This is a genomic window from Microbispora sp. H10670, assembly GCF_014161385.1.
In the GTDB taxonomy this organism is placed as follows: domain Bacteria; phylum Actinomycetota; class Actinomycetes; order Streptosporangiales; family Streptosporangiaceae; genus Microbispora; species Microbispora triticiradicis.
This window is the reverse complement of sequence record NZ_JABBWW010000020.1, coordinates 71,059-98,023: the sequence shown is the minus strand read 5'-3', so window position 1 is coordinate 98,023 and position 26,965 is coordinate 71,059. Positions and strand designations below refer to the sequence as shown.

At 73.5% G+C, this 26,965-nt stretch carries 24 protein-coding genes; 13 read left to right on the top strand and 11 right to left on the bottom strand.

The genetic code is table 11. The features are described from left to right. Positions 1-55: 55 nt before the first annotated feature. From HHX33_RS25210 to HHX33_RS25190, 6 genes are all read right to left on the bottom strand, one after another. Positions 56-454, bottom strand: coding sequence for a VOC family protein (locus HHX33_RS25210; protein ID WP_111697586.1), 399 nt, complete (start codon positions 452-454; stop codon positions 56-58). Positions 455-906: 452 nt separating this feature from the next. Next, on the bottom strand, positions 907-1,029 hold the full coding sequence (locus tag HHX33_RS36465) for a hypothetical protein (RefSeq protein WP_259402833.1): 123 nt from the start codon (positions 1,027-1,029) through the stop codon (positions 907-909). A 143-nt stretch (positions 1,030-1,172) separates the two neighbouring features. Then, positions 1,173-1,772 carry a class I SAM-dependent methyltransferase gene (locus tag HHX33_RS25205; protein WP_182876775.1) on the bottom strand — a complete coding sequence of 200 codons (600 nt, stop codon included), beginning with the start codon at positions 1,770-1,772 and terminating at the stop codon, positions 1,173-1,175. Between the two features lie 4 nt (positions 1,773-1,776). Beyond that, positions 1,777-2,769, bottom strand: a complete 993-nt coding sequence (locus HHX33_RS25200) for a helix-turn-helix transcriptional regulator (protein WP_182876774.1) — start codon at positions 2,767-2,769, stop codon at positions 1,777-1,779. A gap of 66 nt (positions 2,770-2,835) precedes the next feature. Continuing rightward, a complete protein-coding gene (locus HHX33_RS25195; RefSeq protein WP_182876773.1) occupies positions 2,836-3,516 on the bottom strand; it encodes a response regulator in 681 nt (226 codons plus the stop codon). 4 nt (positions 3,517-3,520) lie between these two features. Next, positions 3,521-4,654 (bottom strand): sensor histidine kinase, encoded by a 1,134-nt coding sequence (locus tag HHX33_RS25190; protein WP_182876772.1) that lies wholly within the window; start codon positions 4,652-4,654, stop codon positions 3,521-3,523. A 230-nt stretch (positions 4,655-4,884) separates the two neighbouring features. Between HHX33_RS25190 and HHX33_RS25185 the strand changes: the two genes are divergently transcribed. The 4 genes from HHX33_RS25185 to HHX33_RS25170 all read left to right on the top strand — a co-directional run bounded on the left by HHX33_RS25185 (position 4,885) and on the right by HHX33_RS25170 (position 11,093). Continuing rightward, positions 4,885-6,393, top strand: a complete 1,509-nt coding sequence (locus HHX33_RS25185) for a nitrilase-related carbon-nitrogen hydrolase (protein WP_182876771.1) — start codon at positions 4,885-4,887, stop codon at positions 6,391-6,393. A 134-nt stretch (positions 6,394-6,527) separates the two neighbouring features. Beyond that, on the top strand, positions 6,528-7,604 hold the full coding sequence (locus HHX33_RS25180) for a PQQ-dependent sugar dehydrogenase (RefSeq protein ID WP_182876770.1): 1,077 nt from the start codon (positions 6,528-6,530) through the stop codon (positions 7,602-7,604). A gap of 166 nt (positions 7,605-7,770) precedes the next feature. Next, entirely contained in the window at positions 7,771-9,534 is a 1,764-nt protein-coding gene (locus HHX33_RS25175; protein WP_182876769.1) for a PQQ-dependent sugar dehydrogenase, read from the top strand. 110 nt (positions 9,535-9,644) lie between these two features. Beyond that, positions 9,645-11,093: a xylulokinase gene (locus HHX33_RS25170; protein WP_182876825.1), complete on the top strand. Its 1,449-nt coding sequence runs from the start codon at positions 9,645-9,647 to the stop codon at positions 11,091-11,093. Between the two features lie 163 nt (positions 11,094-11,256). On the opposite strand, the gene HHX33_RS25165 is transcribed toward HHX33_RS25170, so the two are convergent. Both HHX33_RS25165 and HHX33_RS25160 read right to left on the bottom strand, forming a co-directional pair. After that, on the bottom strand, positions 11,257-11,958 hold the full coding sequence (locus tag HHX33_RS25165; protein WP_182876768.1) for a Clp protease N-terminal domain-containing protein: 702 nt from the start codon (positions 11,956-11,958) through the stop codon (positions 11,257-11,259). A gap of 56 nt (positions 11,959-12,014) precedes the next feature. Beyond that, positions 12,015-12,455, bottom strand: coding sequence for an ArsI/CadI family heavy metal resistance metalloenzyme (locus HHX33_RS25160; protein WP_182876767.1), 441 nt, complete (start codon positions 12,453-12,455; stop codon positions 12,015-12,017). Between the two features lie 109 nt (positions 12,456-12,564). Here HHX33_RS25160 and HHX33_RS25155 point away from each other — a divergent pair, with 109 nt between their 5' ends. The 3 genes from HHX33_RS25155 (at position 12,565) to HHX33_RS25145 (ending at position 15,546) form a co-directional block, all read left to right on the top strand. After that, positions 12,565-12,957 carry an ArsR/SmtB family transcription factor gene (locus tag HHX33_RS25155; RefSeq protein WP_182876766.1) on the top strand — a complete coding sequence of 131 codons (393 nt, stop codon included), beginning with the start codon at positions 12,565-12,567 and terminating at the stop codon, positions 12,955-12,957. A gap of 41 nt (positions 12,958-12,998) precedes the next feature. Beyond that, positions 12,999-13,778 carry a DeoR/GlpR family DNA-binding transcription regulator gene (locus HHX33_RS25150; protein ID WP_111697576.1) on the top strand — a complete coding sequence of 260 codons (780 nt, stop codon included), beginning with the start codon at positions 12,999-13,001 and terminating at the stop codon, positions 13,776-13,778. 538 nt (positions 13,779-14,316) lie between these two features. After that, positions 14,317-15,546: an MFS transporter gene (locus HHX33_RS25145; RefSeq protein ID WP_182876765.1), complete on the top strand. Its 1,230-nt coding sequence runs from the start codon at positions 14,317-14,319 to the stop codon at positions 15,544-15,546. Positions 15,547-15,709: 163 nt separating this feature from the next. Here the strand turns inward: HHX33_RS25145 and HHX33_RS25140 are convergent, their stop codons facing one another. Next, the gene (locus HHX33_RS25140) at positions 15,710-16,477 is read right to left on the bottom strand and encodes a TSUP family transporter (protein ID WP_182876764.1); all 768 of its coding nucleotides are present in this window, start codon (positions 16,475-16,477) and stop codon (positions 15,710-15,712) included. 217 nt (positions 16,478-16,694) lie between these two features. Between HHX33_RS25140 and HHX33_RS37370 the strand changes: the two genes are divergently transcribed. The 3 genes from HHX33_RS37370 to HHX33_RS25125 are packed head-to-tail and all read left to right on the top strand — an operon-like array spanning position 16,695 to position 21,747. Next, positions 16,695-20,054, top strand: a complete 3,360-nt coding sequence (locus tag HHX33_RS37370; protein WP_182876763.1) for a BTAD domain-containing putative transcriptional regulator — start codon at positions 16,695-16,697, stop codon at positions 20,052-20,054. A 44-nt stretch (positions 20,055-20,098) separates the two neighbouring features. After that, positions 20,099-20,743, top strand: a complete 645-nt coding sequence (locus HHX33_RS25130; RefSeq protein ID WP_182876762.1) for a hemerythrin domain-containing protein — start codon at positions 20,099-20,101, stop codon at positions 20,741-20,743. Then, positions 20,743-21,747 carry a hemerythrin gene (locus tag HHX33_RS25125; RefSeq protein WP_182876761.1) on the top strand — a complete coding sequence of 335 codons (1,005 nt, stop codon included), beginning with the start codon at positions 20,743-20,745 and terminating at the stop codon, positions 21,745-21,747. The genes HHX33_RS25130 and HHX33_RS25125 overlap by 1 nt, the downstream gene beginning before the upstream one ends. 25 nt (positions 21,748-21,772) lie before the next feature. On the opposite strand, the gene HHX33_RS25120 is transcribed toward HHX33_RS25125, so the two are convergent. Then, positions 21,773-22,525: a hypothetical protein gene (locus tag HHX33_RS25120; RefSeq protein WP_220502172.1), complete on the bottom strand. Its 753-nt coding sequence runs from the start codon at positions 22,523-22,525 to the stop codon at positions 21,773-21,775. Positions 22,526-22,649: 124 nt separating this feature from the next. Here HHX33_RS25120 and HHX33_RS25115 point away from each other — a divergent pair, with 124 nt between their 5' ends. Genes HHX33_RS25115 through HHX33_RS25105 form a run of 3 tightly spaced genes read left to right on the top strand, consistent with a single transcriptional unit; the run spans position 22,650 to position 25,554 of the window. Beyond that, the gene (locus HHX33_RS25115) at positions 22,650-23,693 is read left to right on the top strand and encodes an AAA family ATPase (protein WP_138460648.1); all 1,044 of its coding nucleotides are present in this window, start codon (positions 22,650-22,652) and stop codon (positions 23,691-23,693) included. Continuing rightward, positions 23,690-24,610, top strand: a complete 921-nt coding sequence (locus HHX33_RS25110) for a DUF58 domain-containing protein (RefSeq protein ID WP_111697567.1) — start codon at positions 23,690-23,692, stop codon at positions 24,608-24,610. Before HHX33_RS25115 ends, HHX33_RS25110 begins: the two co-directional genes overlap by 4 nt. Further along, on the top strand, positions 24,607-25,554 hold the full coding sequence (locus HHX33_RS25105) for a VWA domain-containing protein (RefSeq protein ID WP_111697566.1): 948 nt from the start codon (positions 24,607-24,609) through the stop codon (positions 25,552-25,554). Before HHX33_RS25110 ends, HHX33_RS25105 begins: the two co-directional genes overlap by 4 nt. A gap of 354 nt (positions 25,555-25,908) precedes the next feature. Here the strand turns inward: HHX33_RS25105 and HHX33_RS25100 are convergent, their stop codons facing one another. After that, complete coding sequence (locus HHX33_RS25100) at positions 25,909-26,829, bottom strand: hypothetical protein (RefSeq protein WP_182876759.1); 921 nt, start codon at positions 26,827-26,829, stop codon at positions 25,909-25,911. Positions 26,830-26,965: the final 136 nt, after the last annotated feature.

Sequence of the window (26,965 nt, the reverse complement as noted above, 5' to 3'; positions counted from 1 at the left end):
AAGTCGTTGCGCAGCAGGGCAGATGGCTTCAAGACAGGCCCTGGTCGCGCTTTGGTCAGATCATCAGGCCCTGGTCGGTCCAGATGACGCCCTTGTTGCGGCACAGGCAGAAGGGGTGGCCGATCGGGTCGGTGTAAACCCGCCAGCCGTAGCCGTTGGGGCCGAAGAAGTCCTGCTGCAGCGTCGCGCCGAGGTCGAGGACGCGGCGCTGCTCGGACTCGATCTCGTCCACTTCGAAGTCGAGGTGGAACTGCTTGGGGTGCTCACTGTCGGGCCACTGAGGAGCGCGGTAGTCGTCCACCCGGATAAAGGCCAGCTCGATCTCGCCGAACTTGATGCCGGCCCAGTCCTCGTGGCTGCCTTCCTTGATCGGGCGACCCGTCACCTCGGAGTAGAAGGCCGCCAGCTTCATCGTGTCCGGGCAGTCGATGATGAAATCGGTGAGTCGCAGCATTCCGCGATCGTGTCACAAGATCAAGGGCGCCTAGACCGGGGTTGAAGGCGCGGTGGAGCGCGCGGGCGGGGCCGCAGTCGGCGGGCGCCGCCTGGAGCTCGGCGAGTACCGCGGCCTTGCCCTGCTGGCGGAGGATCGTGTTCTTCGCCCAGATGACCATGCGGCGGGTGTCGTCGACGGTGACGCCGCAGGCGCAGAGGGCGCCGCCTGGGGTGCGGAGGTGGAGGTCGGTGCCGGTCAGTGACGCCGCATGGGGGTCGCATAAAGGGCGCTGCCGCCCCCGGGGTGGAGGCGGCCGCGTGGTGTTGCGGCGGCCCCGACGTCCTGCCCACCGCCTTCACCCTGAACGGCACCGTCTGCACCATCCGGTGGCCCGGGCCTGCTGAAGACGACCGCGGTGCGGCGTACCGGGTCCACCGCCCGGTACGCCGCGCCACCGCTTGATCGGAGTCTCAGCGGCGGCAGTCCAGGAACAGCGAGCCGTTCTTGCCCCGCTCGACCTCGGCCAGGTGCCACGACCGGACGTCACCGCCGTCGAACACCCGCCTGCCGTGGCTTCCCGGCCAGGCGGCCATCACCTATCCGGTGCGCGCCGTCGCCTCCGAGCAGCTCACTCTGCTGCCGTCGGCCGGTCTGGTGACCAAGCACCGGGTCGGCCGGGCCGTGATCTACGTCGCGGCCACGCGTTGCTCGACGGCTGACGGGCGGGCAGCCCGGCTCAGGCCTGTTTGCGCCAGACGATGCTGTAGCGGAACAGCGGGTGACGGCGATACCGAGAGCCGGGCAGCAGCTCGGCGGCCAGCTGCCGCATCTGCGGGAACGTCACCGGTGGCGGCCACACCATGGGGGACGGATGCTGCCAGTGGCCCTTCGTGGCGCGGAAGAAGGCACCGAGGACGGTGCCGGCCAAGTCGTGCGGCAGGTCGGCGGGCATGGTGCTGCGGGCCAGGCCGACGACGGCCAGGACGCCCCCGGGACGCAGCAGGTCGCGCATGCGGGCCAGCCCGGTCGCGGCGTCCATGTGGTGCAGGGTGGCCACGGAAACGACGGCGTCGAACGAGGCCGGCTCGAAGGGGTGGGTCAGGAAGTCGCCGAGGATGTAGTCGATGTCGCCGGGGTGTTCACGGGCCTGCTCGATGCTGGGCGCGTCGAGGTCGATGCCGACGACCTCCGGCACCGTCCGCCGGAGTTCGCGGGCGAGCATGCCCTCGCCGCAGCCCACGTCGAGGGCGCGCCGGGCCCCGCCGGAAACCGCGCGCAGGATGTGGGGGTGATAGTGGATGTTGCCGTTCCACCGTCTGCCGGTGATCTCTGACATGCGCTCATCCTGCCGTGCCAGGCTCCTGCCGCGTGCCGTACAGGCGGGACAGGTCCGCGACGGCCTCGGCCATCAGCGCGCGCAACTCGGCGGGTTCCAGCACCTCGACCAGGGTGCCCAGGCGCAGCAGCAGCCATCGCGCGTGCGTGAGCGACTCGATCGGCACCGTCAGCCGCGTCCACCCGCCGGGCTCGGCATGCCCGTTCGCCAGTGCCTTGTCCACGACGTCGCCGCCGAGGGTGTACCGGAACAGGTCCTCCCCACCGGGTGCGAGCCGTACGACCGCCTCGGCGGTGTACATGCGGGCGGCGAACTCCTCGGCGAAGTCGCGCCAGAACTCCGCGAGGTCGAAGTCCGGCGGCCGTTCGAAGCGCTCGCCGAGGACCTCGGCCTCGATGATCCGGCTCACCCGGTAGGTCCGCACCGTGCCAGAACAGGCCGCGGCCAGGTACCACGAGCCGCCCTTCAGCACCAGGCCGTACGGATGCAGCAGGCGTTCGACCTCGGCCGGTCCCCAGCGGCGGTACCGCGTGCGGAGCACCCGTTCCTCCCAGACCGCCTCTGCGACCTCCGTGAGGAACGGCGCCTCGTCGGCGCTGCGGTACCACCCCGGCACGTCGAGGTGGAACCGCTCCCGCATCCGCGCCGCGTGCGACCGCGGTCCGGGCGGCAGCGCGGCCAGCAGCTTCAGCTCCGCCGCCGCCGCGAACTCGCCCAGCCCCAGCTCGGCGGCCGGCCCCGGCAGACCCGCCAGAAAGAGCGAGGACGCCTCCTCCGCGGTCAGCCCGTTGAGGCGGGTGCGGTAGCCGTCGAGCAGCCGGTAGCCGCCCAGCGGCCCACGGTCGGCGTACACCGGCACCCCGGCGGCGGAAAGCGCCTCGACGTCCCGGTAGACGGTGCGGACCGACACTTCGAGCTCTTCGGCGAGTTCGGCGGCGGTCACCCTGTTGCGGGTTTGGAGTAAGAGGAGCAGGGATAGCAACCGGCTCGCACGCATATCAACCAGTCTGCCACCTTTACAATGTAGATCAATCCGGCCTCGTCAGGAAGCGGCCCCGCACCGTCAGCGCCGGCCGCTGCGGGGCATCTCCTGCTCGCCGGCGACGACCAGTCCGGATTCGTACGCGAAGACGACGGCCTGGGCGCGGTCGCGCAGGTCCAGTTTCGTCAGCAGGTTGCTCACGTGGCTCTTGACCGTGTGCTCGGAGACGACCAGATCCGCGGCGATCTCGGCGTTGGACCGGCCCCGTGCGAGCAGCCGCAGTGTGTCCGTCTCCCGGTCGGTGAGCTCGGCGAGCCGCCGCTGCAGCCGGGGCCGGGCACGTCCACGCCCGACGAACTCGGCGACCAGGCGCCGGGTGATCGCGGGGGCCAGCAGCGACTCCCCCTCGGCGACCAGGCGGACGGCGCGTACGAGGTCGTCCCGGCGCACGTCCTTGAGCAGGAAACCGCTGGCCCCGGCGCGCAGGGCGTCGTAGACGTACTCGTCGACGTCGTACATCGTCAGGACCAGCACCTTCGCGCCGGTCCTGCGGCACACCCGCGCGGTGGCCTCGACCCCGTCCATGCCGGGCATCCGGATGTCCATGAGCACCACGTCCGGCTCCAGTTCGACCGCCTTCGCCACGGCCTCGGCGCCGTCGGCCGCCTCGCCGACCACGGCGATGTCGTCGTGGGCGCCGAGGATCATCGCGAAGCCGCCGCGGAACAGGTCCTGGTCGTCGGCGACGAGCACGCGCAGCACGCCGTCAGCCGATCGGCAGGGTCGCGGCGACGGTGAGCCCCGGGTTTCCCGGCCGGACGGCGAGCCGGCCGCCGCAGGCCGTGACCCGCTCCCGCATCCCGATCATGCCGTGTCCTTCCCGTAGCTCACGCCCGCCCCGGCCGTCGTCGGCGACCTCGACCTCCAGGGTGTCACCCGACCAGCGGAGCCCGACGCGAACGGTGCTCGCGCCGGCGTGCCGGATCGTGTTGGTCAGCGCCTCCTGGACGATCCGGTACGCGGCGACGTCCACGTCGGAGGGAAGGCGCCGAGGCTCGCCCCGCACGTCGGCGGAGACGTCCAGGCCCGCCCGGCGGGCGTTGTCCAGCAGGCCGGGCAGGGCGTCGAGCCCGGGTTGCGGCCCCCGGACCGGAGCCGGGCCACCGGGCCCCTCGCTTCCGCGCAGCGCGCCGAGGATCAGCCGGAGCTGGCCGATCGCGTCCCGCCCCGCCGCCGCGATCGCCTCGAAGACCGCCTCGGCCTTCTCCGGGTGGTCGCGCGCCACCAGCGGGCCGGTCTCCGCCTGGATCACCATGAGCCCGACCGAGTGGGTCACGATGTCGTGCATGTCGCGGGCGATCCGGGTGCGTTCGCGCGCGACCGCGGCGGCACGTTCCTCGCGGACGCGCGCTTCCCGCTCCCGTTCGGCCTCCCGGCCCGCCCGCCGGGCCCGTGCGCTCACACCAAGCGCGTACGCGGCGACGATCGCGGTGAGGAGGTAACGGTAGGTCTCCAGGTTCTCCTGCGGTACCACGAGCGACACGGCCACGCCGGCGGCGAGACCCGCGACGCCCCCGGCGCGCCGCGCCCGGGAGAGGTCCGCCGCCGCGAACGTGTAGGTGCACACCAGCACGCCGTAGGGCAGCAGCAGCACCAGAACCCCGGAGTGCGGCAGCGGCTTCACCGCGATCGCCAGGACCGTCGTGGCGCAGCCCACGACCGCCCCGACGGGGAGAACGGCGCGGCGCCGCCACAGCACCGGCACCGACATCAGGACGGCGAGCGCCACGGCCCACCACGGCTGCCGGTACGGGACCAGGACGGGCGTCACCGTCATCACGGTGACGACGGCGGCGATCGCGACGTCGGCCCTTGATGGACTCAGGATGCTCGCCCGCATGACCGGCTCCGGGGTTGTCTGAGAGAACCCGGCAAGACTATGCGCGCGGCCCCCGCCGTCGCCTCCGCCGCTCGGCTGACGGCCGTCTCACTCCTTCGAGTGAGACCCGCTGCCACGACTCTCCGAGCGGCCCCGGTCCCTGCGACCGGCACCCGGACCGCTCCCTCCGGTGATGCGCGTCCAGGCCGGGTCCCGGAGGGTCGGGGCGGCTGAAAAAAGGAGGCTGCACGATGAATTCACCGATTCGGCGTCCGACCGTGGCGCTCGCCGCCACGGCGCTGTCGGCGGCGCTGTTGCATCTCGGCACCGGGCTCACGCCGGTGCCCTGGCTCACCTGGCTCGCACCGCTGCCGGTGCTCGTCCTCGCCCACCACGTCGGCGCTCGCACCGCGTTCCTCGCGGCGTCGGCCGCGTGGCTCGGCGGCGAGACGGCGATGTGGGGCTACTTCCTCGACACGGTGCGGATCCCGCCGCCGATGGTCGTGTCGCTGATCGTCGGGTCGGCGCTGCTGTTCGGGCTGGTCGTCCTGACGTCCCGGGCGCTGGTGCTGAGGGGACGTCCGCTGACGGCCGCCGCCGTCGTGCCGGCGGCCTGGGTCGCCGTCGAGTACGCGTTCTCGGTGCTGTCGCCGAACGGGGCATGGTGGAGCATGGCCTACACCCAGGCCGACGTCCTTCCGGTCCTGCAGACCGTCTCGGTCACCGGACCATGGGGAGTCACGTTCCTGGTCCTCGGGGTTCCCACGGCCGTCGCCGCATTCTTCGCACCGCGTACGGGCGGGCGGCTGCGGGTGGCGGTCACCGCCGCGATCGTCCTGACCCTGGCCGTGGGGTACGGCGCCTGGCGGCTGCGCCTGCCGTACGGGGACGGATCGGGCTCGGAGAAGGTGGCGCTGCTCGCCGCCGACCGGAACGGCTCGGTCCCGGTCGCCTCGGCGGAGGGACGCGCCCTCCTCGGGAGGTACACGGCGCGGATCCCGGAACTCGCCGCACGCGGCGCACGGGTCGTGGTCATGCCGGAGAAGGTCTTCGTCGCCGACGACACGACGCTGCCCGTCCTGGCAGGGCCGCTGGCGCGGCTCGCCGCCGACCACCACGTCGACATCATCGCCGGGCTGATCCTCAAGCGGTCCGATGGCCTCCGCAACGCGGCCGTCGACTTCCCCGCCGACGGGAGCCGGCCGGTCGAGTACTTCAAGCACCACCTCATCCCCGGGCTGGAAAGCGAGTTCCGGCCCGGGAACCGCAAGGCCTTCGTGCCCGGTTCGGGCCTCCGCTGGGGGATCGCGATCTGCTTCGACCTCGATCTGCCCGGTCTGGTGCGCGACTACCGCAGGAGCGGCGCCACGGCCGTCTTCGTCCCCGCCTGGGACTTCGATCGGGACCGCTGGCTGCACGGCAGGATGGCGGTCACCCGGGGCGTCGAGACCGGGCTTACGGTGGCGCGTGCCGCGCGGGACGGCGACCTGGTCGTGAGCGACGCCAACGGCCGGATCCGGACCGAGGCGCACAGCGCGGACGCGCCGATCGTGTCCGTCCTCACCGCGCTGCCCACCCGGTCGGCCGAAACGCCCTACACACGGTTCGGCGACTGGTTCGCCTGGGCCTGCGCTCTCCTGCTGCTGCTCGCGCTCGCGTCCCTGACCCGCGTCCGGGCCGCGGCAGGCACCCGGCATGCGCCGGCCGCTCCCCCACGGCGGGATCTCCAGGACCGGGATCGAACAGCTCAGCCCGGTTGACCACCCGGCGGTCACCGCTCGGACGGCCGGCGTGACGCCTTGTCCGTCCCCACCGGCGCGGCGGGCGGATTCCCCACTTCGCGAGTTGTACGGTCACGAGCCGTAAGCCCAATGTCCCGCACCGGGAGCCTCTCATGCCCAAGCGTCTCGTCGTGGCGCTCTCGGCCGCGCTCAGCGCGGTGACCGCGTCCGCCGCTCTCGTCGCGATCCGGCCGGTGCCCGCGGGCGCGGACACCGGCGGATACGACTTCGCCCACCCGCAGGTGGTCACGACGGGACTGCGGGCGCCCTGGGGGATCGCCTTCCTGCCCGACGGCAGCGCCCTCGTCTCCCAGCGCGACACGGCGGACATCATGCGGGTGCGCCGCGGATCCGCGCCCGTGAAGGTGGCCACGGTCCCGAACGTGTCGCCCGGGGGCGAGGGCGGCCTGCTCGGCATCGCGGTCTCCCCGGTCTACGCCCTGGACCAGTGGGTCTACGCGTACTACACGAGCGCCACCGACAACCGGGTGGTCCGGTTCCGGCTGAGCTCGCCCCAGACGCAGCAGCCGATCCTCACGGGCATCCCCCGCGCCCAGACCCACAACGGCGGGCGGATCGCGTTCGGCCCGGACGGCAGGCTGTACGTGGGCACGGGCGACGCCGGGAACTCGGCCAACGCGCAGAACCTGAACAGCCTGGGCGGCAAGATCCTGCGCCTCAGGCCCGACGGCACGGTGCCCGTCGACAACCCTTACGCCGGCTCGCCGGTCTACAGCTACGGCCACCGCAACGTCCAAGGACTCGCCTGGGACGACAGCGGCCGGCTGTACGCCACCGAGTTCGGCCAGAACACCTTTGACGAGCTCAACCGCATCCTCCCCGGCCGCGACTACGGCTGGCCGATCTGCGAGGGCGTGTGCTCCGACCCGCGCTTCACCAATCCCCTCGTGACGTGGAGTCCCGCCGAGGCGTCGCCCAGCGGCCTCGCGTACGCCAAGGGCACGCTCTTCGCCGCGGCGCTGCGCGGGACGCGGCTGTGGACGGTGCCGATCAGCGACGGCGCGGCGGGCACCCCGGCGGCCGAGTTCCAGGGGACGTACGGGCGGCTGCGCACCGTGGCGGTCGGGCCGGACTGCTCGCTGTGGGTGGCGACGAGCAACCGCGACGGCCGCGGGAGCCCGGCCGCCGACGACGACCGGATCATCCGCGTCCGGCCCGCGGCCCGCTGACCCTCACCGTCGCCGGGTCTGAAAGTTTCCTCACCCGGGCCCCTGCGGCGGACGAACACGCAGGCCGCCGGACGGGCTCCCGCCGGTCCGTTGCCTCGGGCGCGGCGGACGCTTTCGATGATTGACAAGCCGGTATGCGGTCCCCGTCTCCTCCCGGGAGCACGTGATGCCCAAGCGTCTGTCCGCGGCACTCGCGGCCGTCCTCTGCGCCGTGACCGCCGCCGCGGTGCTCGTCGCGACCCGGCCGGTCCCCGCGGGAGCGGCCACCGGCGGGTTCGACTTCACCAGGGCGCAGGTCTCCATCACGGGACTGCAGTCACCCTGGGGGATGGCCTTCCTGCCGGACCGCAGCGCCCTCGTGACCGAACGCGCCACCGCGGACATCTGGCGGGTGTATCCGGGATACATGCAAACACGGGTGACCACCATCCCGAACGTGTACACGACGGGCGACGGCGGCCTTCTCGGCATCGCCTTGTCCCCCGCCTTCCTTCAGGACCAGTTCGTCTACGTCTACTTCACCAGCGCCTCCGACAACCGCGTGGTCCGGTTCCGGTGGGGCGCCCCCAACACGCAGCAGGTCGTCCTCAGCGGCATTCCGCGCGGCCAGTCCCGCAACGGCGGGCGGATCGCGTTCGGTCCCGACGGCATGCTGTACGTCGCCACCGGCGACGCAGGCACCCCCGTCAACGCGCAGAACGGCACCCTGGGCGGCAAGATCCTGCGCCTCAGGCCCGACGGCACGGTGCCCGCGGACAACCCGTTCGCCGGCTCGCCGGTCTACAGCTACGGCCACCGCAACGTCCAAGGCCTCGCCTGGGACGACAGTGGCAGGCTGTACGCCACGGAGTTCGGCGAGGACGCCTGGGACGAGCTCAACGCCATCGTCCCGGGAGGCAACTACGGCTGGCCGTCCTGCCAGGGCGTGTGCGGAGACGCACGCTGGCGCGACCCGATCGTGACCTGGCGCCCGGCCGACGCGTCGCCCAGCGGCCTGGCGTACGCCAACGGGACGGTCTTCGCCGCGGCCCTGCGCGGGACGCGGGTGTGGGCGGTGCCGGTCGCGGGCGGCATGGCGGGCACGCCGGTGGCCGAGCTTCAGGGGAGGTACGGACGGCTGCGCACCGTCGCCGTCGGCCCGGACGGCTGGCTCTGGGTGACGACGAGCAACCACGACGCCGGCGGGACTCCTGTCTACGGCGACGACCGGATCATCCGGATCCCGCCCGTGGAAGGCTGGCCGCCGGCCTCGCCGTCAGCCAGTCCGTCGCGCTCACCGTCGGCCGGCCCGTCGCCCTCGCCGTCCGGCGGCTCCTCGCCGTGCCTCTCCCCCTCGCCCAGCCCGTCAGCGTCGGCCAGCCCATCAGCGACGCCGTCGCCCAGCGCGTCACCATCAGTCAGCCCCTCCCCGTCGGTGAGCCCTTCGGCGACGCCGTCAGTCAGCCCCTCGCCGTCACCGTCGCCCAGCCCCTCCCCCAGCCCTTCGCCGAGTGCCTCGCCGTGCCCCTCGCCAACGCCCAGCCCCTCACCGTCACCGAGCCCCTCTCCCAGCCCTTCCCCCAGCCCCTCCCCGTCGCCCAGCCCCTCACCGTCGCCCAGCCCGTCGCCGTCCACCGGTACACGCTCGTGCGAAGCGACGATCCGTTTCATCCTGTCGTCGGCGGGGCCCTCATACGGCGAACTGACGGTGCGGAACACGGGAACGCTGCCCATCTCCTCGTGGACCGTCACCTTCAAGGTCCCCAACGGTCTGAGCTGGGTGCAGATGTGGAACGGCGGCCGCGTCCCGCCGGGAGGCACGGTGACCGTCCCCAACCAGCCCTGGAACGGCGCGCTGCCGCCGGGCGCGTCGGTGACGACGGACTTCGCGATCAGCTGGTCCGGCGGCACCGTCGGAGCGCCGTCGCCCATCACCTGTACGGCCACCTGACCCCCCGGCTGGGCCGCTCACGAGCGGCTTCGGTGGCCCGCGACGGGTATGTCATGATCTTCGCGACGCAGCCGGCGCGCTCGTCCGCGCCCGACACCCCCGGAGGACCGGTGCCCCTCGTGGCCGGGGTCGACTCCTCGACCCAGTCGTGCAAGGTCGTCGTCCGCGACGCCGAGACCGGGGAACTGGTGCGCGAAGGCCGCGCACCACACCCCGCCGGGACCGCCGTCCCGCCGGCCGCGTGGGAGGCCGCACTGTCCGACGCGGTCGCACAGGCCGGCGGACTGGACGACGTGGCGGCGGCCTCGATCGCCGGGCAGATGCAGGGCATGGTGTGCCTGGACGCGGGCGGCGCGGTGATCCGGGACGCGGTGCTGTGGAACGACACCCGCTCGGCCGGCGCCGCCGCCGACCTGATCTCGGACCTCGGCGGCGGGGAGGCGGGACGGCGAGCATGGGCGGAGGCGGTCGGCCTGGTACCGGTGGCCAGCTTCACCGTCACCAAGCTGCGCTGGCTGGCCTCGGCCGAGCCGGACAACGCCGCCCGCACGGCCGCGGTGTGTCTGCCGCACGACTGGCTGACCTGGCGACTGTCCGGCGCGCCGGGGCTCGACGCGCTGCGCACCGACCGCAGCGAGGCCAGCGGGACCGGATACTGGTCGGCCGCGGCCGGTGACTACCGCCTGGACCTGATCCGGCTGGCGTTCGGCCGCGACGACGTGCTGCTGCCGCAGGTGCTCGGACCGACCGGTCAGGCCGGGCACCTGCGCACCGGCGCGCCGCTGGGCCCCGGCGCCGGGGACTGCGCCGCGGCGGCGCTGGGTGCCGGTGCCGAGCCGGGTGACGTGATCGTGTCGATCGGCACCTCGGGCATCGTGTCCACCGTCTCCGACATGCCGGCCGCGGACCCGAGCGGGATCGTCGCCGGGTTCGCCGACATGACCGGCCGGTTCCTGCCGCTGGTGTGCACGCTCAACGCCGCCCGGGTGCTGGACGCGGCCGCGACCATGCTGCGGGTGGACCACGCGGAGCTGTCGGCGCTGGCGCTGTCGGCCCCGCCGGGCGCCGACGGGCTGGTCCTGGTGCCCTACCTGGAGGGCGAGCGCACACCGAACCGCCCGCACGCCACCGGAGCCGTGCACGGCCTGACCCTGCGAACCTCGACCGCCGCGCACCTGGCCCGCGCGGCGGTCGAGGGCATGCTGTGCGCACTCGCCGACGGGCTGGACGCGATGATCGCGCAGGGCACGACGGTCGACCGGGTCATCCTGGTCGGCGGCGGCGCCCGCTCGGAGGCGGTGCGCCGGATCGCGCCGACGGTCTTCGGCCGCCCCGTGCTCGTCCCACCACTGGGCGAGTACGTCGCCGACGGCGCCGCCCGCCAGGCGGCCTGGGTGCTGTCGGGCGGGCAGCGACCGCCGTCGTGGACGATCGGGCAGGTCGAGACGCACGAGGCGGACCCGGTGCCGGCGATCCGCGAGCAGTACGCCGCGGCCCGCGAGAACGTCCTCGACCGCACTGACCGACGGCCGAAGGGCCGCCGAATGACGGCTGCCTGACGGCGGCAGCGCCGGTCAGCGGGCCGGCCTGCAAGCCACGCGCCACGCCGTCACGTGCGGCGCCGGGCGATCTGTTCCGGCCTGTCTCGGCCGAACCCACGAAGTGGGGCGACCCGCGTGCGAAGCCACTGGACGGGGACGCCTGGGAGCAGGTCGAGCCGGCCTACTCGTCGCGGGCCGCGGATCGCTTGGCGATCTCGGTCCTGACCGTCTCGTGCAGCTCGTCCGACGTGAAGCCGAGGTTGCGCAGGATCTGCGCGGCCGGGCTCTCCTCGGCGCGGATCAGGCCCAGCAGCGTGTGTTCCGTGCCGACCCAGTCGTGGCCGAGGTCTGCCGACGCGCGGCTCGCGTGCTCGATGACCTCCTTGCTCTCCGGCCGGAACGCGATGTGGCCCCGCAGCGCCTTGGGCCCGGCCGGCGGCATCGCCTCCTCGATCGCGTCGCGGATGCGTGGCTCCGACTCGGTCTTCGCCATCAGCACCTCGTACGCCAGGCCCCGGGGTTCGCCGAGCAGGCCGAGCAGGATGTGCTCGGTGCCGATGAAGTCGTGCTTGTGCGCTCGGGCGGCCTCCTGGGCCAGCACGATGGTGTGCCGGTTCAGGTCGGTGAACCGATCGAACACGTTCGGCGCGTGGCGTTGCTGGGCGGCCTGTTTGGACACCCCGATGGCGTCGCCGACCTCGCTCCACGACGCGCCCGCCTGCTTGGCCTTGCCGACGTAGTGGCCGACGAGCTGGTCGGCGAGGTCGGACAGGGTCTGGGCGCGCAGTTGCGCCTCGCTGATGCGGGCCAGGTGGTCGGCGTCGGGGAGTTCCTCGTCGAGACGGGCGATCAGGTCGGCGAGGCTGATGTTGAGTGGGCTCATGCGTCAACCGTAGCTTGACGATTCTCGATCGTCAATCTTCAGTTGACGGCCTTCCCTCAATCCTTCTCCTCAGAGGTGCCGCAGCACGCGGCACCGTCGGCGGTCGCCGTCCCGCTCCTGCCGATGACCTCCGCGTCGGCCTTGACCACGTACACCTCCCAGGGCTCACCTCCGGGGCCGTGCACCCACACCTTGTCCTGCAGGGCGTAGCAGCAGGTGGTGTCGTTCTCCTCGAAGGTCGCCAGGCCGGCCTCCTTCAGCCGCTCGGTCGCGGCCGTGACCTGCGCGGCGTCCTCGACCTCCACGCCGAGGTGGTCCATCCGGGTGGGCTCCCCCTGCTCGCCTTCCAGGAGCACCAGCTTCAGCGGGGGTTCGGCGACGGCGAAGTTGGCGTAGCCGGGCCGCCGCTTGGCGGGCTCGACGCCGAACAGCTTGGAGTAGAAGGCGATCGACCCTTCCAGGTCGGCGACACGCAGGGCGAGCTGAACACGGGACATCGGTTCCTCCGTGGACGTGAAGCGGCAGGCACGCCCGCTGCTTCGACAACTGTCTAATCAAGTTATCGGCAGATTGTGCCCCTGAATAGAGATGTGTCAAATTAGAGAGATGTCGAAGCAACAGCCGCCGATCGCCGACGCGGGTGCGGATGCGCCCGGCGGGGGATGCTGCGCACCGCTGACCTGCGAGCCGCTGCCGGAGCGTGAGGCCGTGGAGCTCGCGCCGCTGTTCAAGGCCGTCGCCGATCCCGTGCGGCTGCGCCTGCTGTCGCTGATCGCCTGCCACGAGGGCGGCGAGGCGTGCGTGTGCGATCTCACGGCCGCCTTCGACCTCACCCCGCCGACGATCAGCCACCACCTGAAGGTGCTCAGGCAGGCCGGGCTCATCGGCTCCGAACGCCGGGGCACATGGGTGTACTACCGGGTCAACCCCGGTGTGCTGGCTCGGATGTCCGCGTTGATCCATCCTGTCTCGACTCCCGCACCCGGCCTTACAAAGTAGATTTAGTTGCTCTCGGACAGACCATGTGTTCAAATGAACACATGGAAAGTGCCGACCGCATGCGTGCGATCATGAATGCGCTGCGCACGACCGACAGCGTCTCCGTGGCCGAGCTGGCACTGGCGTACGGGGTCTCGGAGATGACCATCCGCCGCGACCTCGACGAACTCGCTCAGCAGGGCGTGGTCCGGCGGGTGCGCGGCGGCGCGCTGAGCCTGCTGCTGCGCGGCGAGGAACCGCCGTTCGGAGTGCGTGAGCGTGAGGCGGTCGAGGCCAAGCGGCGCATCGCCGCGGAGGTCGCCTCCCTGCTCGCCGATGGTGAGGCCGTGGTGCTCGACGGCGGCACGACCGCGCTGGAGGTCGCGCGGGTCGTACGCGACCGGCGGCTGACCGTGCTGCCGCTGGCGCTTCAGGCGGCGCAGGAGCTCGCCGCCGCGCCCCGCGTCCGTCTCGTGCTGCCCGGCGGGGAGGTGCGTCACGGTGAGATGAACTTCGTCGGTCCGCTCACCGAGGCGTCCATCAAGGCGCTGCGGTTCGACACCGCGGTCGTCGGCTGCTGCGGCCTGTCCGCCGAGCACGGTCTGACCGCGCACGACCTGCCCGAAGTGGCCATCAAGCAGGCCGCGATCGCCTCGGCCCGCCGGGTGGTGGTGGTCTGCGACTCGGGTAAGTTCAACCGGACGGCGTTCGGCGCGGTCTGCGGACTCGACCGGCTCGACGTGGTCGTCACCGACGACGGGATCCCCAAGGACCAGCACGACGCCCTCGCCGCCGCCGGAGTCACCGTGCGCACGGTTCCCGGGACGGCGTCCGTTCCCTGACGGATCCACACCACGCGGGATCGCGCCGCCCGTCCCGTACCCGCCCGACCAGAACGCCCACGGAGGTCGCCCGCCCGCCTACGTCACTTCGCCGCCGATCGTGCGGGGTCTCGTCCCGCCCTCACGGGCGGCCGCCCGGCTTCGGCCAGCACACCGTCCCGCTCACCGTCCTGGTCACCGCGCCGACCGCTGTCGCGGTGCCGATCACTGTCGCAGCGCCGCCTGCCGGCGCCGATCCCCAGTCCCTACGCCATGGCGTCCGATGGCACAGCGCCGATCTCACCGCGCCGCGTGTGAGGCCAGGCGGCGCCGGCCCGGCGCGGCGTAGCCCCTCTCCCCCACGCACCCCGCATCCCCCCACGTGTCCAAAGCACGCGTGTCCGAAGCACGGCCACGGACGGGTGCTTCCACCATCCCGCACGCCGGACGTGATCGATCGCACATCCACCGGCATTCGTACGCACACCGCCACAGTTCGGCAGGCCCGGCGGCCCGGGCCTCTACCGACCCGACCACAGCCTTCGAGGAGCGATGCGACATGGCCCTGTCCGCCCCCGCCCGTCCGACGCTCGTACGCGCCCGGGTGGCCGTCTACGGTCTGTTCCTGCTGTCCGGGATGGCCATCGGCACCTGGACCAGCCGGATCCCCGCCGTCAAGGCCGACCTGCTGCTCAGCGACGGCGCGCTGAGCCTGGGACTGCTGGGCATCGCGGCCGGCGCGATCACCGGCATGCAGATCGTCGGCCGGTTGGTGGACAGGTACGGCAGCTATCGGACGATGCTGCCGGTGGCCGTCGCGCAGGGCGTCGTGCTCGTGCTCCCCGCGTACGCCCCGAACCTGCCGGTGCTCGCACTCGCCCTGTTCGTCTTCGGCTCGGTCCACGGCACCCTCGACGTCGCGATGAACGCCAACGCCGTCGTGGTCGAGCGGGCCTACGGCAGGCCGATCCTGTCGTCCTTCCACGCGGTGTTCAGCGTCGGCGGGTTCGCGGGGGCGTCCGCAGGTGGGCTGTTCGCCCACGCCGATGTGAGTCCGGCCCTGACCTTCGCGTCGGTGGGCGTGGTCATCCTGCTCGTCGCGCTGCTGAGCGCCCGCTGGGCGCTGCGCGACGACCCGCCGGGGCGCACGGCGCCCTCCGCGCCCTCCGGAAGCGGCCCGGCCCGGCGGCGCGTCAGCGGCGGCGTGCTGTTCCTCGGCGCCCTCGCGTTCTGCTGCCTGGTCGGTGAGGGCGCCTCGGCCGACTGGGGATCGGTCTACCTGCGTGACAACCTGGGGTCCTCCCCCGGCTTCGCCGCCGCGGCGTACGCCGCCTTCTCGATCATGATGACGGCCGGGCGGTTCGCCGGAGACCGTCTCGCCGCCTGGCTGGGCCCGGTCACGCTGGTGCGCTGCTGCGGGGTGCTCGCCGGGGCGGGTCTCGCGGCCGGGGTCCTCGTGGCCCGGCCGGTCGCCGGTGTGGTGGCGTTCGGGCTGTTCGGCGCGGGACTGTCGTGCATCATCCCGCAGGTGTTCTCGGCCGCCGGGCACCGCGACCCCGCGCAGTCGGGCCGAGCGCTGGCGGCCGTGGCGAGTCTCGGCTACACCGGTTTCCTGACCGGCCCGGTTCTCATCGGCGGCCTGGCGGAGGCAATCACCCTCCCGTACGCGCTGCTGGTGCCCGCCCTGCTCGCGCTGTTCGTCGCCCTCGCGGCCCCGGCCGTACGGGCGCCGCGGCGCGAGCCCGACGATCAGGCGCGGGTGACCTTGACGCCGCCGAAGACGCCGTAGCTGCGCACGCGGACGAGAGGCCCAGAGGCGCCGGCCGTCGCCGGGTCCACCGCGCGGCCTACGGATGGCCGGCCGGCGTGATCAGTGCCGAGCGTCGTGTGCCGACCATGACATCCGTCATGGCGGCGGCCCGGTCCCGGCTCCCCCGGAGGATCAGGGGTGGTCAGGTGGCGAGGAACTGGTCGTAGGCGAGCTTGGCGACCAGGGCCGCCACCACGCACAGCAGGACGGCCCGGACGAACCCGGAGCCGCGGCTGAGCGCCATCCGGGCGCCGATCTGCGCCCCGGCGATGTTACAGGCGGCCATGGTCAGTCCCACGGCCCACAGCACGTGCCCCTGCGCGGCGAAGACGATGAGAGCGCCCAGGTTCGTGCCGGTGTTGATGACTTTCGCCGTGGCCGAGGCGTGGACGAAGTCCATCCCGAGGATCGAGGTGAACGCGATGAGCAGGAACGTCCCGGTGCCCGGCCCCAGAATGCCGTCGTAGTAGGCGATCGCCATGCCCGAGACCGCCAGCGCCGCCACGACACGCCCCCGGGTGCGCAGGTGCGGCTGGGGCAGGCGGCCGAACGCCGGTCGCAGGGTCACGAACGCGGCCACTCCGAGCAGCACGACCATGACCAGCGGTTTCAGCACGGCGGCGTCGAGCAGGGCCGCCGACGCGGCGCCCAGGCCGGCGAAGGCGACCGCCAGCGCCGCGGCGGGCACGGCCACGGCGCGGTCCAGTTTCGTCCTGCGGGCGTAGGTCAGGGCGGCCGAGGCCGTGCCGAAGATGGCGGCGGACTTGTTCGTCGCCAGCGCCTGGACCGGCGGGACGCCGGCCAGCAGCAGCACCGGAAGCTGGAGCACGCCCCCGCCGCCGACGACGGCGTCGACCCACCCGGCGGCCACCGCGGCGAGCAGCAGCAGCACGATCTGCCCGGCGTGCATGCGCCGCGTCCCCCTTTGCCCCCGCTTTTGCCCCGGCTTGACCCTGGCCGGACAGAGCCGAGCCTAGCGGGCGGCCGTGTGGCCGACGTCGGCGAAGGTGACGAGAACGGCCGAAGTCCGGCCGCGACCAGGACGATCGGTCGTTGCGCTGGAAAATCGGACAGCTCCGGAAATGTAACAATTGGACCGGTTGAACGGTGCTCCTTACCATTGGCCCGTGCGGCTGAACGTCCTCGGGCCCGTGGAACTCGTCGTGGCCGGGCAGGCCGTATCGGCCGGACCGCCGAAGCAGCGAGCCCTCCTGGCCCTCCTCGTGATGAACTCCGACCGGGTGCTCCCCGCGGACCTCCTGGCCGACCGCCTGTGGTCGGGCAACCCGCCGCCCAGCGCCCAGGGGAGCCTGCAGGTCTACGTCTCCAACCTGCGCCGCCGGCTGGAGCCCGACCGGCGGCCGGGCGCGACCCCGGCCGTCCTGGTCAGCGCCGCCGACGGGTACGGCCTGATGACCGGCGGGCTCGGCCTCGACACGAGGGACTTCGAGACGCTCGTGTCGGCCGGGTCCGGCGATCTGGCCGAGGGACGGCACGAGGAGGCCGCGGCCGCCCTCGCCGAGGCGCTCGACCTGTGGCGAGGCGACCCGTACGCGGACGTGCGGTCCGAGGAGTGGGCCCAGCCGGAGATCGGCCGTCTGGAACAGGTGCGGCTGGACGCGGTGGAGGGGCTGGCCACGGCCCTGCTGGAACTGGGCCGCCACACGGACGTGGTCGCGCGGCTGGACTCGTTCGTCCGCGAACACCCCCTGCGGGAGCGTGCCTGGGAACTGCTGGTGCTGGCCGACTACCGGGCGGGCCGGCAGGCCGCGGCCCTCGAACGCCTGCGCAGGGTGCGGGAGGTGCTCGCCGGGGAGCTGGGCATCGACCCCGGGCCGCGGCTGCGGGCGCTCGAAGGCGCGGTGCTGCGCCAGGACCCGGCGCTGCTCCCGCCGGAGCGGCCCACCACGCCGTCACCCCCGCGGCGGCCTCCGGCGCGGACCCCGAAAGAGACGCCGGAAGAGACGCCGAGAGAGACGACGCCGAAGCGGACGGCTTCGAAACAGGCGACGGCGCGCAGGGCTCCCGAGCCCGCGGCGGACCAGACGGTCTTCGTCGGCCGCGAGAGCGCGCTGGAGTTCCTGCACGCGGCGGCCAAGGCGTCGTCCGACGCCGGGCAGGTCGTGCTGGTGGACGGCGAGCCGGGGGTCGGCAAGACGAGCCTGCTGAAGCGGTTCCGCGCGACCACCGCCGTGCCGGTGGGCTGGGGGTCGAGTCCCGACCACGAGACGGCGCCCGCCCTGTGGCCCTGGGAACGGGTCCTGCGCGACCTCGCCGCCGCGTTCCCGGAGGCCGCCCTGCCCGGCGAGGTCAGCACGTTCCTGTCGGGCGGGCTGGAGGCGATTCCGGCGGCCGACGCGCAGGGGGCGCGGCTGCGGTTCTTCGAGGCGGTCGGCACGTTCCTGGCCGACACCGGCCCGGTGATCGTCGTGCTGGAGGACGTCCACGCGGCCGACGACGCGACGCTGCGGCTGCTGGTCCACGTGGCGTCCACCGCCCGGCCGGGTCTGCTGCTGGTGGCGACCTTCCGGCGGCACGAGGCGTCGGCGCTCACCGGCACGCTGTCGGCGCTGTCGCGGCTCGGCGCGCGCAGGCTCGGGCTCGACGGGCTCACCGCCGAGGAGGTCCGCGCGCTCGTCCGGGAGTTGTCCGGCCGCGACCCGGGCGGCCGCAGGGCCGAGGAGCTGCGCGGGCGCACCGCCGGGAACCCGTTCTTCCTCGCGGAGCTGGCCCGGGCGGGTGAGGAGCTGCCGCAGGGCGTGCTGGACGTCGTGCTGCACCGGGTGGCGGCCCTGGGGGCGGAGGCGGCCCGCGTGCTGGAGCTCGCCGCCGTGATGGGCGACGAGTTCGAGGCGGGCGTCCTGGCCCGGGTCGCCGGCGGCACGGTCGGCGACCTGCTGCCGCCGCTCGACGCGGCCCTCGAGGCGGGGCTGATCCGGGAGTCGTCGTACCGGCTGGGCGGGTACGAGTTCGCGCACGCCCTGGTGACCGACGCGTTGCTGTCGCGCCGGTCGCGGCTGTGGCGGGCGCGCGTGCACGAGCAGGTCGCCGGCGTCCTCACCCACGTCCACGGGGACCGGGACGACCACGCGGCGGTGATCGCGCGGCACTGGCTGGCGGCGGCGGAGCTGGGCGCGGAGCCCGCCCGCATGGCGATGGACTACTCCGCCCGCGCCGCGCGGGCGGCCCTGCGGCGGCACGCGCCCGACGACGCGGCCGTGTCGTGGCAGGAGGCGCTGGCGGCGGCCGAACCGGCCGGGGCCGGTCCGGCCGAGCGGTTCGAGCTCGCCGTCGGACTGGCCGAGAGCCGTTACGCCGCCGGGCGGTTCGACGAGGGCTACGAGGCGGTCGAGCAGGCGCTCGCCCTGGCCGGCGCCGACCTGGACCAGGCCGTCAGGGCCGCCGACATCGCGATGGGACACGGCGTCTGGGTGCCGTTCCGCTACGGCCTCGATGTTGCCGCCCTGCGGGAGGCGATGGACCGGGCCGTGCGCGAGCTGTCCCCGGACACGTCCGCGTGGGCGACGGCACAGGCCGTCCGGGCCGTCGTGCTCGCCCAGACCGGCCGCGAGGACGAGGTCGACGCGGTCTCGTCGCAGGCCGTGGCGGCGGCCGAACGCCTGGGCGACCCCGCCCTGCTGCGGCGCGTGCTCCACCTGCGGCTGCTCGCCATGCAGGGACAGGACTTCATCGAGCAGCTCGCCGCGACCGCGCGGCGCCTGCTGGCCGAGCCGGACCTGTCGTCCCAGCTCAGGGTGATCGCCCAGCTCCACCTCGTCGCCCATCACGTCGAGCACGGGCGCGTGCCGCAGGCCCGCGCGCTGCTGACGGAGACCGGCGCGCTGCTGCGCGACCTGCACAACCCCACATTGGCACTGCAGGCGGCGATCGCACACGTCGGTCTCGACCTGTTCCAGGGTGTGCCGGACCCGACTCGCCACTTCGAGCCCGTCAGGGCGACGCTGTCCTTCTCCGATCTCGCGTACTTCGAGGTGGGCATGCTCGCGGTGCGGGCCGAGACGCTCATTCAGGAGGACCGTCTCGCCGAGGAGGCGGAATGGATCGAGGAGATGTTCCGGCGGACGGGCATGGCCGGGCTCGCCTACGTCCTGGCGTACGCGCTGGCGGACCGGGGCGAGCACGAGCGTGCCCGGCGGCTCCTGCATGAGACCCCGCTGCCGCCGCGCGACTACCACTGGTCGATGTCCGCCATGTGCCGGCTGCACGCGGCGATCCGGCTCGGCGAGACGGACGTCGTGCGGGAGGTGTACGACGCGTTCCGTCCCTTCGCCGGGCTGCTGCATGTGAGCGGCACCTGCACCACGATCGACGGCGCGTACGACGGCCACATGGGCGAGGCGCTGCTGGCGCTCGGGGACCGCGAGGGGGCGCGGGCCCACCTGCGGGAGGCGGTGCGCCTGCTGGAGCAGGCGGGCGGGGGCTACTGGCTGGCAAGGGCCCGACAAGCCCTCGACAAGTGCGCGTAGGGGCGTGACGCGCACGCTGTTCCCGACAGTGAGGGAACAGACTGATGATCACACCAGAACACCTGACCGGCTTCCTGATGATGCACGCCGGTTTCCGCGCCGAGTTCGGCCGCCTGGCCGAGGCGTGCGCGAACCCGCGTGACGACGCGCACGAGGAACTGCTGGAGGAGCAGCTCGCGCTCGTGCTGGACATGCTGCACGCCCACCACTCGCACGAGGACGCCCACCTGTGGCCCACGCTCGCCGGCCGCGCCCCGGAGGCGGCGGACGTGCTGGCCGAGCTGGAGTCCGAGCACGCCGTGCTCGACCCGCTCGTCGCGGCCGCCTCCGACCGCGGGGTACCCCTGGCCGGGCGCGCGCCCACCCTGCGGCGGCTGCACGAACTCGTCAACGAGCACCTCGACCACGAGGAGCGGACCGCCGTGCCGCTCATGCTCCGCCACCTCACCCTCGACGACGTCGAGGCCGACAAACGTCGGGCGATGGACGACTTCGGCCGCCGCCGGGTCCCCGTCATCTTCGGCTGGCTCGCCTCGAGTGCGGACACCCGCCTGCTCGCCACGTCGTACGCCGACCTGCCCGTCGTGGCCCGGCTCATGTTCCGCCTGTTCTGGTGGCCGGCCTACCGGCGGCGTTTCACCCGCCTGTACGGCGCCGCCGCCCCCGCGAACGCCGTCCTGGAGCCGTGATGACCACGCCCGTATCGACCATGTGGCCGCGCGAGACGGCCGAGCTCTTCGACCGCGCCATGGTGTGCGAGTACGCCTCGCTGACCCGCGACGGCCGGCCCGTCACCTGGCCCGTCACGCCGTACGTCGGCTCAGGCGGCACGCTGGACGTGAGCACCGGGCTCACCTACCCGGACAAGGCCGAGCGCGCCCGGCGCGACCCGCGCGTCGCGCTGCTCTGCTCCGATGCCGAGGGCACCGGACCGGACCGTGTCCGTCACCGGGCGCCCGTCGTCCTCGTGCAGGGCCGGGCGACCGTACGCGACGCGGATCTGCAGGCCAATACCGACCGGTACGTCCGCGAGTCGCTCGCCAAGACCGGCGCCGGGTTCGCCGGGATGCCGTGGTTCCTGATGAAGCGGCTGGGATGGTATTTCGCTCGCATCTGGGTGGAGGTCACCCCCGAGAGGATCGTCTGGTGGCCCGAGGGCGACCTGTCCAGGACACCCGAGATCTGGACGGCCCCCGGGGACATCGCGGTCCCCGCCTCCGATCCGGCCCCCACAGGCCCCCGGCTGCCGAGCCGATCGGCCCCGCCGGCGGACTGGCGGCCCTTCGCCGATCGCGCGGCCCGCCTGGGCGAGCCCGTCGTCACCATGGTCGCCGACGGCGTGCCGTTGGCGGTGCGCACCCGCTCGGCCGTACGCACCGAGGCCGGTTTCGACCTGCGCCTGCCCGCGGGGGTCCAGGCGGCCGAGGGGCCGGTGTGCCTGACCTTCCACCGGCACGGCCCGGCCATGGAGTGGCAGGAGAACGTGGTGCTCGTCGGGACCGCGACCGGGGCGGGCGACCGGCTCGGCGTGCGGGTCGAGCGGGCCCTGAACGACTGGAGCCTCTCCGGGAACCGCCGCGAGCGGAACCGCTCGTTCCTCGGCCAGGGCAGGCTGCTCAGGAAGCGCCTGAAGGCCGAGGCCGCCCGCCGCGGCCAGCCCGTCCCCCGCGTCCGCCGCCCCCAGCCTGACTGACACGTCGGCCGGACGTACGCGGGGCTCAGATGGGACCGCGGCCGTCGTCGAGGTCCATCGGCCACGGCGACTCGCTGCCGCTCCCGGACTGGCCGGGGGTGGGCCGCTGCGGCACCGGCGAGGCGGGCTCGGGCGGCGGGCTGGGCACGAACTGCGTGTTCGGCAGCGGCCGGGCCGGTTCCTGCTCGTCCTCGCCGCGGAACAGCAGCAGCCAGGCCGCCACGAGGAGCACGAGTACCAGGGTGGCGAGCAGCGTCGAGGCGAGCACGACCGAGCGGCGGGTGGCGACCACCGGGGGCGGCGGGGCCGGCGGGCCGGGCACCGCGGGGGTGGCGTCGCCCTGCCAGTAGTGCAGGAAGTCGGGCCCGTGCCGCTGCCCGATGAGCGTGCCGGACACCGTGACCGGGTCGAGGAACCGCTCGGCCCCGGGGGCGTTCGGCACGTACGGCACCGCGACCCAGGGGGCGGGACCGTCGTGCATGGCCAGGACGGTCGGCGTGTCGGGGGCGCCCCGGCCGCGCATCCGGTCCACCAGGGAGGCGCCCCACCCGAGCACGCCCGTACGGCCCTGCCGCTCGGCCTCTCTGATCGCGGTGACGAACCGGTCCCGGGCCGCGGCGTCGAGGGCGGCGCCGCTGCTGAGGACCGCCACCGACACCACCCGGCCGTCGGGTGCCTGACCCAGGTAGACGAGGCCGCCCTGGGCCGTGCGCAGGCGTGCCTGCAACGCGATCGGTCCCACGTGGGACGGGTCGCCGTACTGCAGAGGGGTCACCATCTCCTCCACATCAAAACACACAAGCACGACAACACACGGGCGCGACAGGGGGTGTGGCGCGCGCCGGGACGGGCAAATGGGAGAGAAATGGATTCTCCCGCCGAGTCACGGTTGAATAACGAGCATGACCGTTGCCGATGAACGCAGTGACCCCGAGCCCGGCGAGGGCGTCGCGGAGCAGGAGGACGGGGAGGCTCGGCTGGATTCCCTGATGGACGCGCTGGCCGAGGTCCGCCGTGTGATCGTGGGGCAGGACCACATGGTGGAGCGGCTGCTGGTGGCGCTGCTCGCCCGGGGGCACTGCCTGCTGGAAGGCGTGCCGGGGGTGGCCAAGACCCTCGCGGCCTCCACGTTGGCCACCGTGACCGGCGGATCGTTCGCCCGGATCCAGTTCACCCCCGACCTCGTGCCCAGTGACATCGTCGGCACCCGCGTCTACCATCCCGGCTCCGAGAGCTTCGACGTCGAGCTCGGGCCGGTGTTCGTGAACTTCCTGCTGGCCGACGAGATCAACCGCGCCCCGGCGAAGGTGCAGTCGGCGCTGCTGGAGGTGATGGCCGAGCGGCAGGTCACGCTCGCCGGGCGGACCCACCCGCTGCCCCGCCCGTTCGTCGTGCTCGCCACGCAGAACCCGATCGAGTCCGAGGGCGTCTACCCGCTGCCCGAGGTGCAGCGCGACCGGTTCCTGTTCCGGGTGCTGGTGTCCCACCCGAGCGCCCACGAGGAGCTGGAGATCCTCCAGCGGATGAGCGTCCGGCCGCCGGTGCCGAGGCCGGTGCTGGACCCGGCCACCCTGCTGCGGCTGCAGGACATGGCCGAGGAGGTCTCGGTGCACCAGCTCGTGGCCGACTACGTCGTACGGCTGGTCATGGCGACGCGGACCCCGTCGGAGTACGGCCTGCCCGACCTGGAGGACACGATCGAGATCGGGGTGAGCCCGCGGGCGACGCTGGGCCTGGTCTCCGCCGGGCGGGCGCTGGCTTTGCTGCGCGGCCGCGACTACCTGCTGCCCGACGACATCCGCGACGTCGCCGTGGACGTGATGGCGCACCGGCTGATGCTCACCTTCGACGCGCTGGCCGACGAGGTGGACCCCGCCGAGGTCGTCGGGCGCATCCTGCGGGCCGTGCCGCCGCCCCTCGTGGTGTGGAACCAGGGCATGCGATGAGCGGCGGCAACCCCGACCAGGCGCTCCGGCGGCTGGAGCTCACGGTGGTGCGGCGGCTGGACGGGTTGCTGCAGGGCCGCCACCAGGGGCTCATCCCCGGGCCGGGCAGCGAGCACGGCGACAGCCGGGTGTACGTGCCCGGCGAGGACGACGTGCGCCGCATGGACTGGGCGGTGACCGCCCGCACGACGGTCCCGCACGTGCGGGACCTGATCGCCGACCGGGAGCTGGAGACCTGGGCGCTGGCCGACCTGTCGGCCAGCATGGAGTTCGGCACCGCCGAGGTCTCCAAACGCGACCTGGTCATCTCCGCCGTGGGGGCGATCGGGATCCTCGCCGGACGGGTGGGCGACCGGTTCGGCGCCTACATCCTGTACGGCGACGACGTGCACCGGTATCCGGCCCGGCAGGGCAGGCCCCGGCTCTACGCGTTACTGCACTCGCTGCTCGGCGCGCCGCCCGCGCAGGGCTCGGTCGATCTCGGGGAGGGGCTGGAGATGATGGCGGCGGCGCACCGCAAACGAGGGCTGCGGGTGGTCGTCTCCGACTTCCTCGACCCGGCGGACTCCTGGGAGCCGCCGCTCCGCCGCCTGGCCGCGCGGCACCAGGTGCTGGCCGTCGAGGTGGTCGACCCGCGCGAGCTGGAGCTTCCCGACGTCGGTTTCGTCACCCTCACCGATCCGGAGACCGGGCGCTCGCGCGGCGTCCACCTGTCGCGCGGGATCAGGGAGCGGTACGCCGAGGCGGCGGCCGAGCAGCGCTGGGAGATCCGTACGGCGCTGCGCCGGGCCGGGGCCGCGCACCTGGTCCTGCGCACCGACCGCGACTGGGTCTTCGACCTCGCCGGGTTCGTGCTGCGGCAGCGGCGCACGGCCCATTTGATGCGGCGGGCCGCGGGCAGGAGGGCGGGCGCGTGACCTTCCTGTCCCCCGGCTGGCTCTGGCTGTTCGTCCTGGTCGCCGCGATGATCGCGGCGTACGTGGCGCTGCAGTTCGCCCGCCGCCGCTACACGCTGCGCTTCACGAACCTGGCGCTGCTGTCGCTGGTGGCGCCGGAGCGGCCCTCGTGGCGGCGGCACGTGCCGGCCGTGTTGTTCCTGATCATGATGGCCCTGCTGGTCATGGGCGCGGCCAGGCCCGCGGGCGCGGTCAAGGTGCCCAGGGACCGGGCCACCATCATGATCGCTGTGGACGTGTCGCTGTCGATGGATTCCAACGACGTCGAGCCCACCCGGCTCGTCGCGGCCAAGCAGGCCGCCCAGCAGTTCGTACGGGACCTGCCGGACCGGTTCAACGTCGGCGTGGTGGCCTTCGCCCGGTCGGCGGCCGTGGTGATCTCCCCCACGACCGACCACGCGGCCGTGACCACCGCCATCTCCAGCCTGACCACCCGGGCCGGCACGGCGATCGGCGAGGCGGTGTTCAACTCGCTCGACTCGATCAGGTCGTTCGACCAGCGGGCGGTGACCGACCCGCCGCCCGCGGCGATCGTGCTGCTGTCGGACGGCGACAACACCTCCGGCCGGTCGGTCAACGAGGCCGTGGAGGCGGCCGTCGGCGCCAAGGTGCCGGTGTCCACGATCGCGTACGGCACGCCGGAGGGCACCGTGACGATCGACAACCGGGCGGTGCAGGTGCCGGTCAACAAGGCCACGCTGCAGTCGTTGTCCGACGGCACCGGGGGCCGGGCGTACACCGCCGAGTCGGGGAGCGAACTGCGGGACGTCTACGCGCAGATCGGCACCTCGCTCGGGTTCAAGGTGGTGCACCAGGAGATCACCCAGCGGTTCCTCGTCGCCGCGATCATCGCCGCGATGCTCGCCGCCGCCGCGGCCATGCTGCTCGGCGCCCGCATCCCCTGACGGATCACGCCCGCGTCCCGGCGAACGGCGCCTCGCGGGCCGCGCCGCCGTCCGGGGTCGCCGCACCGCGCCCGCGGCGCCCAGCAGCAGGACGGCGGCCAGCAGCGGCCCGCGCAGGTAGGCCGGGTACTGGTAGGCGACGAGCAGGTCCGCGTACGGCCGGACCGACCGCATGCCGGTGAGATCCGGGTCGTACTCCCTTCTGACCTGCCCGGCGAGCGGCTGATCGGCGGGCAGCGGCCAGGTGCCGTGGGCGAAACCGAACGCGGGGACGGTGCGCGCCGGGTGGGCGACGGGGATCCAGGCGAACGCGAGCACGGTGTCCCTCGCCACGTCGCGCAGGTAGTCCAGCGGCTAGGCGGCGATGGCGCGCAGCGCGAAGGCGCGGGCCCGTTCGTTGAGCGCGGCGTGCCCGCCGGGGAGCCGGTTGAGGGAGGACTCACCCGCCCACACGTACTCGCTCGCCGCGTCGAGCGCGAGGCCGTTCGGGCACAGCGGCGCGAGGTCCGGCGGAGGCCGGACGAGCGCGCAGTCCGCGAAGGTCATGGTGCGGGCCCACAGCGCGACCCCGTCCCCGCCGCCGATCGCGAACCTGCCGTGGACCCCGGCACACCAGCCCGCGTACGCGGCGACCGGCAGCAGCCCGGACAGGGCGAGCACGGCCAGGCGGCGCCAGGGGACGCGGCGTACGGCGAGCACCAGCACGGCGAGCAGGATCAGCGGCAGCGCGATCGTCCGTGTGAGGGCGGCTCCCGCGAGGAGCAGGCCGGCGGCCGCGGCGGCGCGCGCGGACGGCACCGGGCGGCGGACCAGCAGGGCCGTGGCCGCCACGACCAGCAGGACGAACAGCGAGTCGGACAGCACCGCGTGCTCCAGGCGGAGGAAGGACGCGTCGAACAGCACCGGCGCCGAGGCGGCCACGGTGGCCACGGCGGCCCAGCCTGGCGCTCCCCTGCCCCGCAGCGCCGCGTAGACGACGACGCCGGTCGCCAGTCCCATCGCGTGCTGCACGGCGACGACCACCTCGACGCTGTGGAAGGGCAGGAGGGCACGCAGCAGCAGGGGGTATCCGATCGGGTGGAACCCCTGCTCGGCCCGCAGGTGGACGGCGTTGTGCAGGTAGGTGAACGAGTCGTACCAGTACAGCCGGGCGGGCGGGTAGCCGAGCATGGTGACCACCCGGAGCGCGGCCGCGATCGTCAGCGTGACCGTGAAGGCGCGGTGCCGCCCGGCCCGGGCGAGGACCGGGAGCAGGCGGTGAGCGTACGCGAGCATGGCGAATCCGATCGGAGAGGGAGACGGGCAGGCGTCATCCGCGCACGGCGCCCAGTGGCCCGGTTCCGTGATCGCGGCGGGAGGTCGGTCGCCTCGCCGAGCCGCGTGGTTCAGCGCGGCCCGGCGGCTCGGCGGC